The organism is Arsenophonus apicola, from assembly GCF_020268605.1.
Lineage (GTDB): Bacteria > Pseudomonadota > Gammaproteobacteria > Enterobacterales > Enterobacteriaceae > Arsenophonus > Arsenophonus apicola.
This window is the reverse complement of sequence record NZ_CP084222.1, coordinates 2,368,915-2,385,146: the sequence shown is the minus strand read 5'-3', so window position 1 is coordinate 2,385,146 and position 16,232 is coordinate 2,368,915. Positions and strand designations below refer to the sequence as shown.

General features: G+C 36.1%; 20 protein-coding genes and 2 pseudogenes. 4 read left to right on the top strand and 18 right to left on the bottom strand.

From position 1 onward, the window contains the following. Nucleotides 1-6: 6 nt before the first annotated feature. From LDL57_RS11365 to sctN, 18 genes and pseudogenes are all read right to left on the bottom strand, one after another. The gene (locus tag LDL57_RS11365) at nt 7-354 is read right to left on the bottom strand and encodes a YscG family type III secretion protein (protein ID WP_180558800.1); all 348 of its coding nucleotides are present in this window, start codon (nt 352-354) and stop codon (nt 7-9) included. Between the two features lie 7 nt (nt 355-361). After that, on the bottom strand, nt 362-613 hold the full coding sequence (gene sctF / locus LDL57_RS11360; protein ID WP_180558801.1) for a type III secretion system needle filament subunit SctF: 252 nt from the start codon (nt 611-613) through the stop codon (nt 362-364). Between the two features lies 1 nt (nt 614). Further along, complete coding sequence (locus LDL57_RS11355; RefSeq protein ID WP_180558802.1) at nt 615-812, bottom strand: EscE/YscE/SsaE family type III secretion system needle protein co-chaperone; 198 nt, start codon at nt 810-812, stop codon at nt 615-617. 3 nt (nt 813-815) lie between these two features. After that, a complete protein-coding gene (gene sctD, locus LDL57_RS11350; protein ID WP_180558803.1) occupies nt 816-1,643 on the bottom strand; it encodes a type III secretion system inner membrane ring subunit SctD in 828 nt (275 codons plus the stop codon). Continuing rightward, nucleotides 1,634-2,080 (bottom strand): FHA domain-containing protein, encoded by a 447-nt coding sequence (locus tag LDL57_RS11345; RefSeq protein ID WP_180558804.1) that lies wholly within the window; start codon nt 2,078-2,080, stop codon nt 1,634-1,636. The genes sctD and LDL57_RS11345 overlap by 10 nt, the downstream gene beginning before the upstream one ends. Beyond that, the gene (gene sctC / locus LDL57_RS11340) at nt 2,077-3,549 is read right to left on the bottom strand and encodes a type III secretion system outer membrane ring subunit SctC (protein WP_225505644.1); all 1,473 of its coding nucleotides are present in this window, start codon (nt 3,547-3,549) and stop codon (nt 2,077-2,079) included. The genes LDL57_RS11345 and sctC overlap by 4 nt, the downstream gene beginning before the upstream one ends. Then, entirely contained in the window at nt 3,534-3,875 is a 342-nt protein-coding gene (locus LDL57_RS11335) for a hypothetical protein (RefSeq protein ID WP_225505642.1), read from the bottom strand. Before LDL57_RS11335 ends, sctC begins: the two co-directional genes overlap by 16 nt. Before the next feature lie 28 nt (nt 3,876-3,903). Next, nucleotides 3,904-4,731, bottom strand: a complete 828-nt coding sequence (locus LDL57_RS11330; protein WP_180558805.1) for a T3SS regulon anti-activator ExsD domain-containing protein — start codon at nt 4,729-4,731, stop codon at nt 3,904-3,906. A 101-nt stretch (nt 4,732-4,832) separates the two neighbouring features. Beyond that, entirely contained in the window at nt 4,833-5,651 is an 819-nt protein-coding gene (locus tag LDL57_RS11325) for a helix-turn-helix transcriptional regulator (RefSeq protein WP_180558806.1), read from the bottom strand. Nucleotides 5,652-6,332: 681 nt separating this feature from the next. Next, a pseudogene (sctU, locus tag LDL57_RS11320) lies at nt 6,333-7,387 on the bottom strand (type III secretion system export apparatus subunit SctU). A 3-nt stretch (nt 7,388-7,390) separates the two neighbouring features. Continuing rightward, the gene (gene sctT / locus LDL57_RS11315; protein WP_180558807.1) at nt 7,391-8,173 is read right to left on the bottom strand and encodes a type III secretion system export apparatus subunit SctT; all 783 of its coding nucleotides are present in this window, start codon (nt 8,171-8,173) and stop codon (nt 7,391-7,393) included. Beyond that, nucleotides 8,173-8,436: a type III secretion system export apparatus subunit SctS gene (gene sctS, locus LDL57_RS11310; RefSeq protein ID WP_180558808.1), complete on the bottom strand. Its 264-nt coding sequence runs from the start codon at nt 8,434-8,436 to the stop codon at nt 8,173-8,175. Before sctS ends, sctT begins: the two co-directional genes overlap by 1 nt. A gap of 7 nt (nt 8,437-8,443) precedes the next feature. Further along, nucleotides 8,444-9,097, bottom strand: a complete 654-nt coding sequence (sctR, locus tag LDL57_RS11305; RefSeq protein WP_180558809.1) for a type III secretion system export apparatus subunit SctR — start codon at nt 9,095-9,097, stop codon at nt 8,444-8,446. Continuing rightward, nucleotides 9,094-9,306, bottom strand: a complete 213-nt coding sequence (locus tag LDL57_RS11300) for a FliM/FliN family flagellar motor switch protein (RefSeq protein WP_180558810.1) — start codon at nt 9,304-9,306, stop codon at nt 9,094-9,096. The genes sctR and LDL57_RS11300 overlap by 4 nt, the downstream gene beginning before the upstream one ends. After that, nucleotides 9,303-10,088 (bottom strand): hypothetical protein, encoded by a 786-nt coding sequence (locus LDL57_RS11295; RefSeq protein ID WP_180558811.1) that lies wholly within the window; start codon nt 10,086-10,088, stop codon nt 9,303-9,305. The genes LDL57_RS11300 and LDL57_RS11295 overlap by 4 nt, the downstream gene beginning before the upstream one ends. Beyond that, nucleotides 10,088-11,257 (bottom strand): hypothetical protein, encoded by a 1,170-nt coding sequence (locus LDL57_RS11290; RefSeq protein ID WP_180558812.1) that lies wholly within the window; start codon nt 11,255-11,257, stop codon nt 10,088-10,090. The genes LDL57_RS11295 and LDL57_RS11290 overlap by 1 nt, the downstream gene beginning before the upstream one ends. Before the next feature lie 6 nt (nt 11,258-11,263). Continuing rightward, entirely contained in the window at nt 11,264-11,602 is a 339-nt protein-coding gene (sctO, locus tag LDL57_RS11285) for a type III secretion system stalk subunit SctO (protein ID WP_225505633.1), read from the bottom strand. Nucleotides 11,603-11,726: 124 nt separating this feature from the next. After that, nucleotides 11,727-13,055: a type III secretion system ATPase SctN gene (gene sctN, locus LDL57_RS11280; protein ID WP_180558813.1), complete on the bottom strand. Its 1,329-nt coding sequence runs from the start codon at nt 13,053-13,055 to the stop codon at nt 11,727-11,729. A 167-nt stretch (nt 13,056-13,222) separates the two neighbouring features. On the opposite strand from sctN, the gene sctX reads away from it, so the two are divergent. The 4 genes and pseudogenes from sctX (at nt 13,223) to LDL57_RS17795 (ending at nt 16,228) form a co-directional block, all read left to right on the top strand. Then, on the top strand, nt 13,223-13,597 hold the full coding sequence (gene sctX, locus LDL57_RS11275; protein WP_180558814.1) for a type III secretion apparatus assembly protein SctX: 375 nt from the start codon (nt 13,223-13,225) through the stop codon (nt 13,595-13,597). Nucleotides 13,598-13,599: 2 nt separating this feature from the next. After that, the gene (sctY, locus tag LDL57_RS11270) at nt 13,600-13,926 is read left to right on the top strand and encodes a type III secretion apparatus assembly chaperone SctY (protein ID WP_180558815.1); all 327 of its coding nucleotides are present in this window, start codon (nt 13,600-13,602) and stop codon (nt 13,924-13,926) included. Beyond that, nucleotides 13,926-16,037 (top strand): annotated as a pseudogene (gene sctV, locus LDL57_RS11265) (type III secretion system export apparatus subunit SctV). Before sctY ends, sctV begins: the two are co-directional and overlap by 1 nt. Next, nucleotides 16,034-16,228 carry a hypothetical protein gene (locus tag LDL57_RS17795; RefSeq protein WP_180558816.1) on the top strand — a complete coding sequence of 65 codons (195 nt, stop codon included), beginning with the start codon at nt 16,034-16,036 and terminating at the stop codon, nt 16,226-16,228. The pseudogene sctV and the gene LDL57_RS17795 overlap by 4 nt, the downstream one beginning before the upstream one ends. Nucleotides 16,229-16,232 lie beyond the last annotated feature (4 nt).

The window sequence follows — 16,232 nt, the reverse complement described above, 5'->3', positions numbered from 1 at the left end:
AATATTTTATTTATTTTCAATTAACGCTATAGCAAAATTAATTAAATCTGTATGTTGGTTTTTATTAATAGCCAGTTTAGTGAAAAAGTCATTTTCCTCTTTGGCTAATCCTAGCTGATGGGCAGATAAAATAAAAAAAGGCATTAAATTTAGCTGCTGATGTTGTTGTGCCAGCTCTAAAATAGTTTGATATTGCTCCTGACGCAGCAAAATAAGTATTTTTATCAGTAATGCTGATTCTAGATATTTTTCATCTAATTGTTTTAGCCAGCCATAAATATCACTAGCTTCCGTTAAAAACTCTTTTTCTATGGCGATAATTGCCAGCTCAATTAATAGTTTTTCTATTTGCATGGCTATATTAGATTTTTTGTAAAATACTCTGGATCATATCGCGCATTGAGCGGGTAATCGTTGAATTCATATTAAAAATGGCTGACCAATTATTAATTTTATGCTGTAGTTCATCCACTAATGCTGGGTTGTCTGGGGAAGTATTGAGCGCATCAATAGCATTTTTGACATCTTCAGATGTTGTATCTGCAATGCCTTTTAGTTTATCTGCAACATCATCTAGTTTTATGCCTTTATTATGATCAAAAATAGCAGCCATATTAACTCCGTTTAATCTTTTCTAAAACAGTGATCCCTGCCCAAATAGCGGTTTGTTGCTGGGCGATTTGCTGATGCTCATCAGGTAATAGGGGTTTATTGAGCTTTTTACGACAATTATTTAGTTGGTCATAAAGATAATGTTGAATTTTAATATATTCAGCGTTATCACTGACTATTTGTTCTAGCTCTGTCAACATTGCTTATTCCTTTAATGTAATGATAATTTCCTGACTATTTTTTTTAAGAATAATTTTATTATCTTCGATTGCAGTAATAGTTTCTCCTGTGGGTAGAGTTGCATTTATCGGATATTTCATATTATTTCTTAGAATAAGATAAGGTGAACGCCCCAGTGAAATACCTTTAATATCCAATCTTATTTCTTTTTTTTTAATATTATTATCGGCCTTGATTAATTTAAGTTTATACCTCTGCTTAAATTCAATATTGAATGTTTGCTGTAATTCAATAAATTGTTGCCGCTGTTTTTCATTTAAATAACCATACAATTCAATAATATTATTCTCTTTTTCATTATAAATAAGAACATTTATCAATTCATATTGCTCTAGTAATTCGACTAATTTTTTTAGGTGATCGTCGTTTATTTTCACATGATTATTAATTCCTTTTAAGCCGGTAACATCGCGTTTAAGAATCGTTGCTAAGTTACTCCAGGATTTATTATTAATAAAACGTACTTCACCAAATAGATCGATCCAACCGATTTTTTCGCTATTGTTCACTTCAATATGATTATAACCCATTGTGTGTAGTATATATTTTACACTTTGTTTAATTTCTTCAATCGAATAAATATTTAATTGATGATTTAAGTTATTGTTATCCAGATAACGTTTTATTAACAAACGTTGCTGATTATTTTGTACATAACCACCCAAAATAAAGAGTTGCTTTTCTTGCTCGATGCGCATGGTAATGTATTTGTACTCTTCTTTATTCAGGTAATTTTGTAGTTTATGTTGTTCCTGAATATAATCAATTTCAGCGGGCCCGGCTAAAAACAACAGATACAAACTGACAAATAATATTGAAAAATAGCAATAACAATAAAAATAACTCTTTTTTTGTGTCTATGCTGTTGTTGATTATTAATCCGCTTAATATGATTATCAGTTAACTCATCTGGATTAGCAGGCAGTTGCTGTTTGACCGTGCTATAGCTCCAAATCAGCATACCGGCATCTTGCCGGTTGTAGGGAAGCAGCATTTCACCCTGACTTATCGCCTGGCCATTTTGTTGTGGCGTTTCTTCACAAGACCAGTCAATAACTCTAATACCTTCTTCTTCAATTTCTAGGATCAAATGAACGGCTTCAATACCCGCATCAACCAGAATTAAATCGGCTTGTACCGGATCTGAGCCAATAATGAAGCGCCCATTAGCCAGTTCTGTCTCAACGCCCTTATTTAATCCACTGTAAAAGCGAATTTTCCAATTCATTGGTATGCCTTATAAATACATTCTATTTGGTCTTCACTGCAAGAGAGATCAATAACTCGCCAGCCTGGCTGATTACCTTTATTACAACTGACAATAATCGCCTCTTTATTAGCCTGTTTAAACAGGGTTTGAATGCGTTTTGCTTGATCAAGGGATTGGCATTGGGCATCGCTTAAAATTTTGCTTAATGGTAGGTTCTGATTGGAGATTTGATCAATATTTAATAATCGCTTGGGTAATATTCTTTGATTACCGACCGATAAGTATTTGGCTAAACCTTTATCAATAATTTTTGGCTCAACAATGAAAATCCTGACAGCTCGGCGGGTTTGATTGCCGTTACTACGAAATAGTGCACCTAATAATGGAATATCACCAAGTAAAGGCACTTTTCTACTGGTTTTAATCACTTCATCACGGAATATACCGCCGATAACGAGGCTTTGTCCCTGTTCAACCCGAGCAACCGTGTGGATAATGGTTCTATTAATGGTCGGAATACCATCAACCCCGGAACTATTGGGTTTTTGATTGCCATCTTCAATGTGTAAAACTAGATGAATTTCAGGTTTATCACCGATTTGAATTACTCTTGGTGTCATCTGTAGCAGAGTGCCATAAGTAATGCCTTTTAATTCGGCGACCCGTTCTCCATTGACTTTGATATAGTAGGTTTCATTGTGATCGATGATGGCTTGGGTATTTTCTTGGGTAAGTAAAGTGGGTTTAGAGACAACTTGAGCAATGCCCTGGCTTTGCAATAAACTGACTTTAGCCACTAAATAATTTAACCCTTGTTTATCAAGCAGGCTACCCAGTACCGGCGAGGCGGCTTGAGTTAATGTGGAGGCAATATTTATTTGATGATGTTGTCCAGCTTTCAGCCCGACCCACCAATCGATACCTAATTCCGAGAGATTATCGGCATTGACATCAATAATTGAGAGCGCAACTTCAATTCTGGCAGTTGGTTTATCGAGCGAATGGATCAGGCGTTGATACATTGGCATTCTTTCAGGCAGATCACGCACAATAATGGCATTAATAGACGGCTCTGGTTGGATCATAGCTTTATGGCCATTGGGTTTTTGTGTTGTTATCTTGTCATCATTGATTTGGCTAATTTCTGCGGTACTGACCATATTTGCTAAGATGCTAGCCAGGCCAGGTACTTGAATTTGTTCGTCACGATATTTGATGATCCGATCAACAGCAGAAGCATATTTTAAACTGAAAACTTGAATTGCTAAGGGTAGACCCTGTTCTTGTTGCATAGTAGCTTGTTGTTCTAGCGCGGATACAGTCTGCATGACTAATTCAATATAACGAGGCGGGCCAGAAACATAAACTAATTGATGGTGGGGATCAGGCTTCCAACTAAATTTTTTATCCCATATGCCTGAGTCAATTAATGCTTTTCTTAATGTTTTAACGGTAGTGTTTTCTAATTTGATCAGCTTTGATTGCACTTCACTGGTTTTAAAAACATAAAGTACACTACCATCGTAATACCAAGTAAGATATAAAGATTAGTTAGTTGTTGCAGGAACGCTTTTGGTGTCTCTTGAGCAAAGTGGCCAGTGACCTGTTCGTTTACTTTGTGGCTGACAATAACGGCGCTATCATAATTAGCGCCGAAATTAACCAGAATGTCCGTTAAACTTTCATCTTTAGCAATATAACTATAGGGGATAGGTAGCCAATCTAAATCTTGTGCATAGCTATTAATAGCAAAAAAAAGGAAAAAAAAAAGAAATGGTCCGCCCATTCCATGATAACGATGATCGGGGCACATAAATTGTCTACTCTATTTACCTTTGTTATTAGTCTGAACACCAGTAAAAACTGTCGTTCTCCAAGCATAGATGACGAACATACAACCAATCATGTATCAGTGCTGAAACATCTTTTCCCTTGGCAAGTTGAATCAGTAGTAACCAAAGATCACGGATATTTTCAGGTACTTCCATAAATGTGGTCAGATTGATCTGTTGACTCATTTGTTCAATGCCAACAAACCAGTTTGGCCACATCTGTGTTGCTGTTTGTTCTATTTGATGAATTTTATGCTGATAATCTCGCTGTTGATCTAAAGATAAACGCTTTTTTTGCTCAATATCTTGTTGGATTGATGATTTATTGACTAACTCAGTGTGGGTTATTGCCCAAAATTCAGACTGGGCTTTCAACTGGTTAATATGAACTTGTAGCTGGATTAATTCATTTTGCAGTATTGGATAAGAGGGTGCTAAGCTGGTTAACCACCATTGATAAACTGGCTCCAATAGCCAGTAACGTAAAAAATGGGGTTCAGTTAAATTAATGGTATCGCCTAAAAGATGATCCCAATTAATGGATTGTTTAGATGCAGTTCGAATAATAAATTTTAGTTCTTCACGTTCAAGCGGAATATTGCATTCCACTCGACGTTTGAACCAGGTTGAAGCAAAAAACGATTCAAATAGGGTTCGTGGTAGTAAGCGTCTGAGTAGCTCAATTTGATGTGCATGAATGGGTTCGGCATGCTTATAATGAGTAATGACCTCATTTCCTAATAAATGATTACGATTCAAGTTAGCTGGATTTATTATAGTAATCTTTCTATTAGACAATACAGGGTTAGAATGCAAGCGATTGTTAATAGATCCCATCGTTATTTACCTTATTGTCCGTTATTTAATATTGCATAATATCGCTTTATCTTAATTAAACATTTTTTTTTCAGATTGTAATAATAGCCAATAATTTTTAATTATTCGTCATGATCACCTCGAGCCCGACTTGGAGTAAAGCCAAATCTTTTACGATAACTTTGAGTAAAATAGGACTGACTGGAAAAACCGGCTTCCATTGAAATATCTACAATACTCAGATCCGTATTTATCAATAATTGATGAGCATACATAATACGTCTTTCACTGATCCATGCACGGGGAGAAGTGTTATAAATGGTACTGAATAACTCCTTAAATGTGGTTAGTCCCATACCAAATTCTCTGGCAAACTCATTAAGTTTCCACTCTTTTAAGTAATTATTTTCCATAAAAGATTGCAAACGCTCAGCTTGTCGATTGCTGAGTTGGCGAAATACCGATAACAGACTTGCACCCTGTTGCCCATGAGCAAGTAATAATAGTAATTCTTTAATGCGTAAGTCAATTAAGGCGCTATGGCAATCATAACTTAATAGTGTTTTTAATCCCTTAATACTTTCTTCCAATAAGGGTGAATGGCTAAAGGCAATTAAACTGGCAGTATTATTTTCATCCCGCTTAATTTCACTTAATAAGGTGCCAAATCGGCTCATAAAATTTCTTAGGAAATCGTCATACAGAGGTATCCAGAGAAGTGTGCTGGCTTTTTCTTCAGTTTTTACCGTATAACTCCCTTGTCTGATAAAGATAATTTCATTACTCAATACTTGATAAGTGTTGGCGGGATCTTGCCAGCTAACTTTCCCATCTAACACAATATAAAGTCCCTTGTTCCGGTGTTCTATAATATTATAATTAGGCATATTCCACACAATTGTGCTCACAAAGCCTTCATCAAAACTGATATTTTCTTTCATATCATATAATATTCCGATTTTTTATATTACTGTGAAATATCTTATTACAAGTACCACGGATAATAGTGGTCCTAGCCATAAGAATAATGCCATATTAAATTAGTCAATTTTTTATAGGGTTTAAGTAATATTTTAATATCTCACTATGTTTGTGAGTTATAAATAATTATATATTTTATTTTTCTAATTGTCAGAATATATTTCCAAATATTAAAAAATATGACCTTATTTACATAATTGATTGGAAGCTATGTTATCATTCGTTTTTTCCGTTTTTAATGATCGATAATCACCCAGCCTAGGTTAATAAAAATATCAATATTGTTTATATTTTGTTAATTTTGATCTTTTTTTATTAAAAATTTGATCAATTTTAACATATAATATTAGGCTTAAATTGCATTTTTAGGCTAAAAAATTTTTAAAAAGCGCTTTTAATGGCAATAAATGGATGATTTTTGCTTAATATTTGCTCAATTGATAAATATTTTTAATGATTTGACTGGTTTATCCAGTTACCGGTTAATAATATAAGTTAAATTTATGTTAATAAAATATATTTTTTTGGTAAAAAATAAGATTTAAATTTGGTTTTTACTCGTATTAAGTGTTAGCGTCAAAATGGTCAAAAAATTAACTATAAGAATTTCTAACAGGTTTATAATCACCTAGTTGATGATATTAACGATAATCATTTGCTTGGCTGATTTGGATTAACCAATGTAGTACTTCAGCCATAGTCTCAATGGTATTTTCTGGAATATATTGATCAATAATACCTTCAGCATATAAGCTGCGGGCTAACGGAATTCGTTGAATAATTGGGATATTTTCTTGGATAGCAATTTTTTTTACCAATTGCGCTAAGGCATCTGTTTGTTTTAAGGTGATGATAGGTAAAGGTGTTTGATGCTTAATGTAACGTATGCCAATGGCAATATGAGTTGGATTAGTGATAATGACTGAAGATTGTTTGACTTGTTTGCGGATGTTATTAACCAGTAGTTCTTTATGTAATTGTTTTCTTCTACCTTTAATTTCCGGATTGCCATCCATTTCTTTATATTCTTTTTTTATTTCTTCTTTGCTCATTTTTAACTGTTTAATATAAAAATGATATTCAAGACAATAATCTAAAAGTGAAATGATAATAAATCCCAATACGCAAATAATAGTTAGTTGAGTAAGTAATTGTCCAATAAATATTGGAATACATTTTAATCCACATTTTGGCAGGTGGAAAAAAAATTAATATTTCCTTTAATAACAAACCAGACAATAAAACCGATAAAAATAACTTTTAATAATGATTTAAAAAATTCAAGTAAATTTTTAAGTGAAAATATTTTTTTTGCACCGGCAATCGGATTAATATGTTTAATATCAGGTTTTAAAGATGATGGGCTAAGTAAAAAACCAAACTGAGCAAGATGAGATAATACGATAATAAGTATTGTTATGATTATAATTGGTAATAAAATATTAAGCGCAATATGCCAGATATGGGGCACAATCTTCGCTTTTGCCGTTGAGAAATCCAGCAAACTACTGTCTTGTAGATAAGCAAAGAGTGATAAAAAATGTTCAATGAAGAAAGAGGATAAACTTAATAGCAGTGATAACAGAATAACAATAATACAACTGGAAACAATTTCTTTACTTTTAAGTATTTGTCTTTTTTGGCGTGCATCTTTTATTTTTTTTGCGGTTGGGGCTTCGGTTTTTTCACCACTCATTATTTAGCTCATCATTTGAATTAATATTTTAAAACTTTTATTTATTTGATTTTGTATCATTTCAGCGTTAAAAATTAATACACTAAAATAGCTGACTAACAATAAACTAGAAATGGCCCCCTTCAAGGGCATAGATAAGATAAAAACATTTAGTGAAGGGGCAAAACGGCTAATTAGTGCTAATCCCCATTCAACAATAAACATCGCAATCACCAAGGGTGCAGCTAATAGCAGAAAGTTATCTAACATCAATTTAAATTGCTGAATGAAAAATATGAATAATTGCTGATTAAAGCCAGGTAAAAAGTGATAGATAGGCCAAACGGAAAAACTGTGATAAAGGGTTTGTACTAGAAATAGAAAATTACCACTAATAAAGAATAGCGTGGTAAATGCTTGACTAAAAAATAATCCCATTGGCGAGGTTTGTTCATCAAATAATGGGTTAACAATAGAAGCCATTGTGGTACCGCGTTGGTTATCGATCATAAAACCGATAGATTGCATCATCCAGAAAGGTATTGCAGCGATAAAGCCGAAAAAAAAGCCGAGTAATATTTCTTTAATGATGAGTAAAATATATTCATTGCCACTGATATTGATGATTAATTGTGTATCAATAGTAGGTATTAAAAAAAATATTAAAGAAAATAGGATGCCATTTCTCAACAGGGTTCCGCCTAATAATTTTTTACTCAAAATAGGTAATGTGGTGAAACATCCCAATAACCGAGGAATAAATAGCGAATAAGTTAATAAATATTGTTGTAACTCTTGAAAAAGCATTATAAGTTTACTATCCGTTGAAAAATCAGATCAGTGAAACGATAGATTTCATGCCCCACCCAATCGGCAATGACCAGCAAAGTGACAATGACACTGATTAGCTTAAATAAAAATCCTAATGTTTGTTCCTGGATCTGGGTTAAAGCTTGAATTAATGAGACTAAAGTGCCGACCGTGGCGGCAACCACAATAGGCGGCATCGATAGCATAAAAACTAACCATAATGATTGTTCTGATAGGTAAATAAAATCTAGGCTATTCATCTTAATCTTACCCACCATAACTCAATACTAATCCGTGGCTCAGACGACTCCAGCCATCAAACATAACGAAAAGAAGTAATTTGAAGGGTAAGGAAATTGTCATCGGCGAAACCATCATCATTCCCATTGCTAATAGAATATTTGACACAATTAAATCAATGGCAATAAAGGGTAAATAGAGTAAAAAACCAATTTCAAAGGCTCGAGTCAGCTCGCTAATAGTAAAAGCAGGTAACAAGATAAATAAACTGTCTGATGACACGCTATTGGCATATTTTGCTGGCCATAATTTAGCAATATTTTCGTTAAAAAAAGCTTTCTCTTTATCGTGAATATGTTTTGTCAGGAAAGATTTATAGGGTTTAGTGCCCTCATCAAAAAAATAGTCAATAGAAGCGCTTGCCGATAAAGAGATCGGATTTTCGTTAAGAAAATCTTTGGTTGTAAGTGCAACTGGTGCCATAACATAGAGTGTAAGAATGATTGATAAACCATAAATCGCCATATTAGGGGGTATTTGTTGCACCCCTAGCGCATTACGTAGCAATGAAAAAACCATCGCCATTTTGACAAATGAAGTGGCCATGACAGCAATAAACGGGATTAATGCTAATAAAATTAAACCAATAATCAGCGATAACTCATCAGGTAGTTGGTTCATGAAGAGAGTTCCTCATTTTCATCGCTTGGATTTGTTAATGGGCTTAATTCTTCGCTCTGTGCAAATAACGGTTCAGTCTTTTTAGCAAATAATTCGACGACTTTAATGCCTAACCTTCCTTGAATTTCGACCAGTTGTCCTTTGCCCAATGGTTGCTGATTGGCGATAATTCTGACGTCACCATTAACAGGCACCGCAAGATCAATCATGATCCCTCACTGAGATGAGTGAGAGCTTGTAATTCAATATATTGTCGGCCCACTTCAAAACGAATAGGAATTTGAATTTCCTCTAAGTTAGTTAGTGACTGATTAGCTAAATTATCGGTTTCAGAATACATATTAATAAGTTCCAATTGGTGAGAAGACAAAGAAACCCATGCCCAGGGTAAATGTTCAATATAGGCCAGTTGTTGTTGCTGTCTTTTTAAGTAATGAGGTTGTAACAGGATATCGCCGATTTCTAACGTGTTAAGGGTATTTATCGTTAAGTAAATGGGAACCATGCATATTGATAAACTGACAACAAGCGGATATTTTTCTGCCTTTCGTCGTTTTGGTAATAACCGCTGAATAGCTTCGATTTGTGGAAACCAAAGTGAAAGGCTTTTACCCGCCATATTGAAATGGCCTTTAATGCCTAATTTAGCTTCATTGATATGTAGTGACTCAATATTTAGCCATTGTAATGAAGGAAAAAATTTTCCATGTTCTTTTAATAAACTAAGTTGTAACTCGAGCGGCAGATAACTAAAATCGGCGCTATCTAATGCCTCAGATAACCAGTTAGTTAACAGAGACTGATTGCAATAAGCGATAACGGTAGTATTTTTTAATAGTATGGTTAGCTTTAAATTATAGTTAGCATCGGCCTGTTCCAGTGTTAATGTTAATAATTGTTCAGCAAATTGAAAATGATGACGATATTGCATAAAACATTTTCTAAGCTGAAACTCATGTTCACTGATCGTAGGCAATGTGGGTGTCCGCATTAAGTCATCTCTTCTTCAAAGTCATCCAATGATTGTGACCGATCTTTTGATCGCTCTTCTGACTGTTGATCATTTAAGATGACCAGTTGGATATGTTGCTCAGGATGAATGCGCTGTAACTTGTTAATGAGATCTTGTTGGTGGTCGAGTAATATCTTTTGTCCCATTGTCTGGGCGACAAATTCGATCATAATATGTTGTTGCTGTTGTTGAATTTTAATTTGTAGATGTCCAATCTGCGCTAAGTTTAATTGGATGATTGGTGGCTGATAGTTTTTGTTGACCTCGACATTTATAACCGCATTGAGTTTGTTAAATAGTGTATTAAGTAACGAGGCCGAGGTTTTCTCATTATCGACAGTGGCTAACATTTTTTCTGTTGTCGTTGCCGTCGATATGACGGCTGGCAAACTGGGCGGTTCAATACTATTTTCCTGCCGCTTGCCTTTATCTTGCTCTTTATTAGCTGAATGTGGTTTTTTTTCTGATGGAAAAATAGCTTCCATTGGATCAGTAATTTTATTTGGATCAGTGACCGATGATATTTTTTTTGTGCTAAGTGGCTGTCGCTTGTTAACTGGAGAAGTCATCACTATTTGCTCACCTGTTGGCAAGTTTACGATAGGTTTTGCTAAATCAGCCGATACTATTGGTTGATTAGTTATTGGATTGGCCAATAAAGTATTAGCTGATAGTGGAGCTTTTAGCGGATTATTTCGCCCAGCTTTAGCCGTTGGCAGCTTCTGTTTACTAGTCGATGGCGGTAATTTGTCATTATTGCCGGTTTTGGTTGCCGTTTTATTCTCAATAGTGGTGTAGGGCGGATTGCCATAGGGTTGGCCGCAATTATCCGTTCTTTCCTCAGTAGCGATAGATAATCTGTGGTGTGCTTTATCTTCTGCCTGTGCGGTTGATTTTTTTTTAATTCCATGGCTGAAGGGATAAGCATCCATTGATGGTTGCTCAGCTAATAGATAACTAGCAACGGAGGAGCTTTTATCTGTTACTAAAGGGGAGACAGGCGTCGCTGAACCGGCTAATTTGAGCGCTGATTCAAATCTTTTTTTTAAAACAGGATCACTTTCTAATGGTAATTTGGCGATTGATGGTAGCGACAAAGACTGCGATTGTCGATCATGTGATATATGGCTGATCTGCTGTTTTTTCATATTATATTATTTCCCTATAGATAACCTAACAAACTCTTCCTGTTCTTGTTCTTCTCGTTGTTCATTTAAATGCTCAACAGCATATTTTTCTTGTTGTGTCAGTTGAGTAAATTTTTCTGTTTGCTGTATACAAAAATTGAGTTTTTTTCTTAATTTGATAAGTTGGCTTTCTAATTGATTAACTTTATCGGTATGTAATGCAATATCTTTAATTAAGTTGTCTTTTTGCCATTGAAAGTATTGTCGTTGTGCTTGCCAGTGGTGCCATTGGGCGGCAGAAATAGCCTTTTGCTGATGTGCTTGAAAAAATTTTTCTTCCCGCTCTTTATGGTTGTGGTACAGCATATCTAATTGTTGCTTAGTTATATTTAATTGTTGTTGTTGTTCAGTGAGTTGTTTTTTTGTTGCAAAACCTGTTTTTCTGCTTTTTGTTTTCTTAATTGTTTAATTTTTAATAAGTGGAAAAATATCATTGATTGATTACATCTAATTGGTTCAGGGTTTGCTCATAGCAACTTTTTTCATCAGTAGATTGACAAAGCCAGCTTTGAATTTGTGGATAACGTTTGATCGCTTCATCGGCCAATGGATCATTGCCTGGCTGATATTCACCAATTTGTAGCAATAATTCTATTTCTTCGTATTTGGCTAACCATTTTCTTAGCTGTTGTGCTTGTTGTTGATGTTTTTGACTGATAACCCGATCCATCACGCGACTGGCTGAGCGTAAAACATCAATAGCAGGATAGTGGCTGGCTGCGGCCAATTTTCGTGACAGAATAATATGTCCATCTAAAATTGAACGGGTTTCATCGGCAATTGGTTCAGTCATATCATCGCCTTCAACCAACACCGTATAAAGGGCAGTGATCGAACCTTTATCAGACTGGCCGGCACGCTCCATTAAGCGTGGCAGTTCAGCAAAAACGGAAGGTGGAAAACCTCGTCGGGTTGGTGGTTCACCAGCAGCAAGTCCGATTTCTCGTTGCGCTCTGGCAAAACGGGTAACCGAATCCATTAACAACAATACGCGCATATTTTGGTCACGAAAATATTCAGCGATACTGGTTGCGACAAAACCGGCTTTGGCGCGTTCAATGGCTGGGCGATCAGAAGTTGCTACAATTAAAACGCTGCGCTTTAATCCTTCTTCGCCTAAATCTTCTTCAATAAATTCGCGCACTTCGCGCCCACGTTCACCAATCAATGCCAAGACAATCACATCCACCTCAGCACCTCGAATGAGAGAGGCTAGCAGAGTACTTTTGCCACCGCCAGCAGCAGCAAAAATGCCCATTCTTTGCCCTTCTGCACAGGTTAATAAGCCATCAATCGCTCTTATACCCAGAGAAAGTGATTTTTCGATTAATTTTCGCTGCATGGGGGCGGGGGCATCACGATAGATAGGATACCATTGTTCAGGCTCAATATAATTTTCTGCCGTAAAGGGATTACCTAATCCATCAAGTACTTTGCCTAATAGATGACGGCCAACGCCAACTAAGTGACGGGTTCCTGTTGGGCACACTTCCGTATAAATGGATAAACCACGTGTATCACCAAACGGAGTAAGAATAGCTTGTTGTTGTTTAAAACCAATGATCTCGGCAGTTAACGACTCTCCAGTATCGCTATTGTATAATTTGCATAGCTCACCCACTTTAACGCCAGGCAGTTGGGCTGTGATCAAGGTACCTGTAACTGCCGTTACACGTCCTCTTAGCAGTACTGGCCGGCATGTTCTCAGTGCCGCTAGCATTTTTTCTGGAATAGAATAAAGTTTAAGCTTGCTTTGCATTGTTTACCTCAATGCAAAACATATCGGAACAACAGCAATAAATGTTTAGTTTTTGGCTCGGTTTTTTTTATTCCAGCCAGCTATTAAAAATAGCGACTTCTAATGACATCCAGCGAGATTATCTAACTCTATACTCATATCCAAAAAATAAATAATGAACAATACACATGAGAAAAATAACTAGGTTAGATTCACCATCAGCAATAACGGCCATTAGCGACCATTTTTTCAGCGAAATTGTCGAGCATAACGAAATAGAACAAGTTTTGTTACTGCCGAATAGTCAAGCGGTAGCGGCACATTTTTCCCATCTATACCCGACTTTTTGTCTAGAGGCGGCATTATTAAATTATGTAACACCTAAGTTAATTACGCCGTTATTAATGACACCTATTTTTTTTAAATTAACCATGGCACGTCTCAAACAACAATTAGCCGCTGTAAATTTGCCAGAAGTAGAGGCCGCTTATGACCTATTAATGGAACTGGATAATCTAGAGCGGCAATTGGAACTGGCAACCGGCTTACTGCATCGAGGATAAAGTTGATTTTAGATCCCATTACCCAAAATGCCTTATTACTGCAAGGATGGTTAGCACTGCAATATGGCCAGTTGGCTCGTAGTCAAATATTGCTTGAAGCCTTGTTAAAAATGGCGCCAGATGATTATCAAGCCAGAAAAATGCTTATTGTGGTGTTATTAAAACTTGATCTGCCTGAACAGGTACTGATCCATTGCACAAAGCTAAAAAACGCTAACATCAATGAGGCTGAACTATGGCTATGTGAATCACAGGCCTATTTGATGATGGAACAACAGGAAAAGGCGCAACAGGCCTATCACAATTATCTGTTATGGAAATCTAATTGATGAATAAAGGAATAATGCTGTTGCAACAGCTTGGCCAACGTAAAGATATTATGTTAGCTATTTTACTACTTGCTGTGGTATTTATGATGGTATTGCCATTGCCGACGGTGATCCTGGATGTCCTAATTGCGATTAATATGACTATTTCAGTCGTATTATTGATGGTCTCGGTTTATATCACTTCGCCATTACAGTTTTCGGTTTTTCCGGTGTTGTTATTAGTAACCACGCTGTTTCGTTTAGCTTTAGCGGTCAGTACGACGCGAATGATTTTATTACAAGCTGATGCAGGACAAATTGTTTATACCTTTGGTCAATTTGTGGTTGGCGGTAATTTGATCGTCGGTATCGTGATCTTTTTAATTATTACCATTGTGCAATTTTTAGTGATCACCAAAGGTTCAGAGCGAGTTGCCGAGGTGAGTGCTCGTTTTTCGCTGGATGCGATGCCGGGTAAACAAATGAGTATTGATGGTGATATGCGGGCCGGTGTTATTGACATGGACGAAGCCCGCGAAAGGCGCAGTCAGGTTGAAAAAGAGAGTCAGATGTTTGGCTCAATGGATGGCGCCATGAAGTTTGTCAAGGGTGATGCCATTGCCGGCCTGGTCATTATTTTAGTTAATATTCTAGGCGGTATTGCCATTGGCGTCAGCCAGCGTGGTATGAGTGCTTCAGATGCGTTGAGCCTTTATTCCATCTTGACGGTTGGCGATGGTATGGTTTCTCAGGTGCCAGCGTTATTAATCGCTATCACTTCTGGCATTATCGTTACCCGTGTTTCGTCAGAAAACTCCGCTGATTTAGGATCAGATATCGGTGAATAGATTATTGCCCAACCAAAAGCGATTTTTATTGGTGGCGTGTTATTAATGTTATTTGGTTTGATCCCCGGCTTTCCGACCATCACTTTTTTTATTTTAGCCGCATTGATGACAGCCGGTGGTTACTGGTTAATTAGGCAAAATAAGCAAAGCGCAGAAAAACCACCGAGTGATATTAATACCTTGATCAACCAAGGTGCTGGCGCACCGGCAATCAAAAAGAAAAATAGTGCGCCGTTAAAAAACGATAAATTAGAACGACAGGAAGAATTTGCTTTAACGGTACCGCTATTAATTGATTTGGATATTAAATTAAAAGAACAGTTAGAAGCGGTGGCGTTTAATGAAGAATTAATGCGTGTAAGAAGGGCGCTTTATTTGGATCTGGGAGTGCCATTTCCCGGTATTTATTTAAGATTTAATGATGGCATGGCAGAGGGTGAATATATTTTTGAATTACAAGAAGTACCTGTGACGCGAGGTGTATTAAAAGCAGGTAAATTGTTGGTACAAGAAAATGAGAAACAGCTCAATTTGTTGGCTATTCCCTATGAAAAAGGCGACATGCTATTAACAGGCAAAAGAGCGCTTTGGGTGGAAGAACAATATTTAGAGCGATTAGTTCGCTCAAATCTATCGGTGCTGACAATGTCACAGGTGTTAACCTGGCACTTATCTTTTGTGTTAAAAGAGTATGCTGCCGATTTTATTGGCATCCAAGAAACGCGTTACTTACTGGAGAAGATGGAATCTCACTATAGTGAATTGGTCAAGGAGGTACAACGTTTATTACCGCTTTATCGGATCACTGAAGTATTACAACGTTTAGTCAGTGAAAATATTTCCATTCGCAATATGCGCACTATATTAGAGGCACTCGTTGAATGGGGGCAAAAAGAGAAAGATATTGTGCAATTGACGGAATATATTCGCAGCAGTTTGAAAAGGTATATTTGTTATAAATATGCCAGTGGTAATAATTTTTTACCGGCTTATCTCTTTGATCAACAACTGGAAGAAATTATTCGCGACAGTATAAGGCAAACCAATGCCCGCAGTTATTTAGCACTGGAACCCAATGTGAGTGAAAAGCTGATTGAAAATGTACGTAATACCGTGGGTAATATTCAAAAATTGGCTAATAAACCGGTGGTGATTGTTTCGATGGATATTCGCCGTTATGTGCGTAAATTATTAGAAAATTAATTTAATGAATTACCGATTTTATCTTATCAAGAATTAACTAATAAAATTAACATTCAGCCATTGGGGAAAATATTATTATGAATAGCGATCCCTTAGATAATTATTTTAAACAGCAAGGCTATTTTGTCGCTCCCTATTATTGGCAAAAAAGCCATTGGCCAATAGGCTATTTTACCGTCATTAATAATATTGAAATTGCCTGGCGTTGTGAAGGAAGCCGAATATGGATTTTAATGTTAAGACGAAAAGAAAAAAAATTTAGGCTTAGGTAATGCA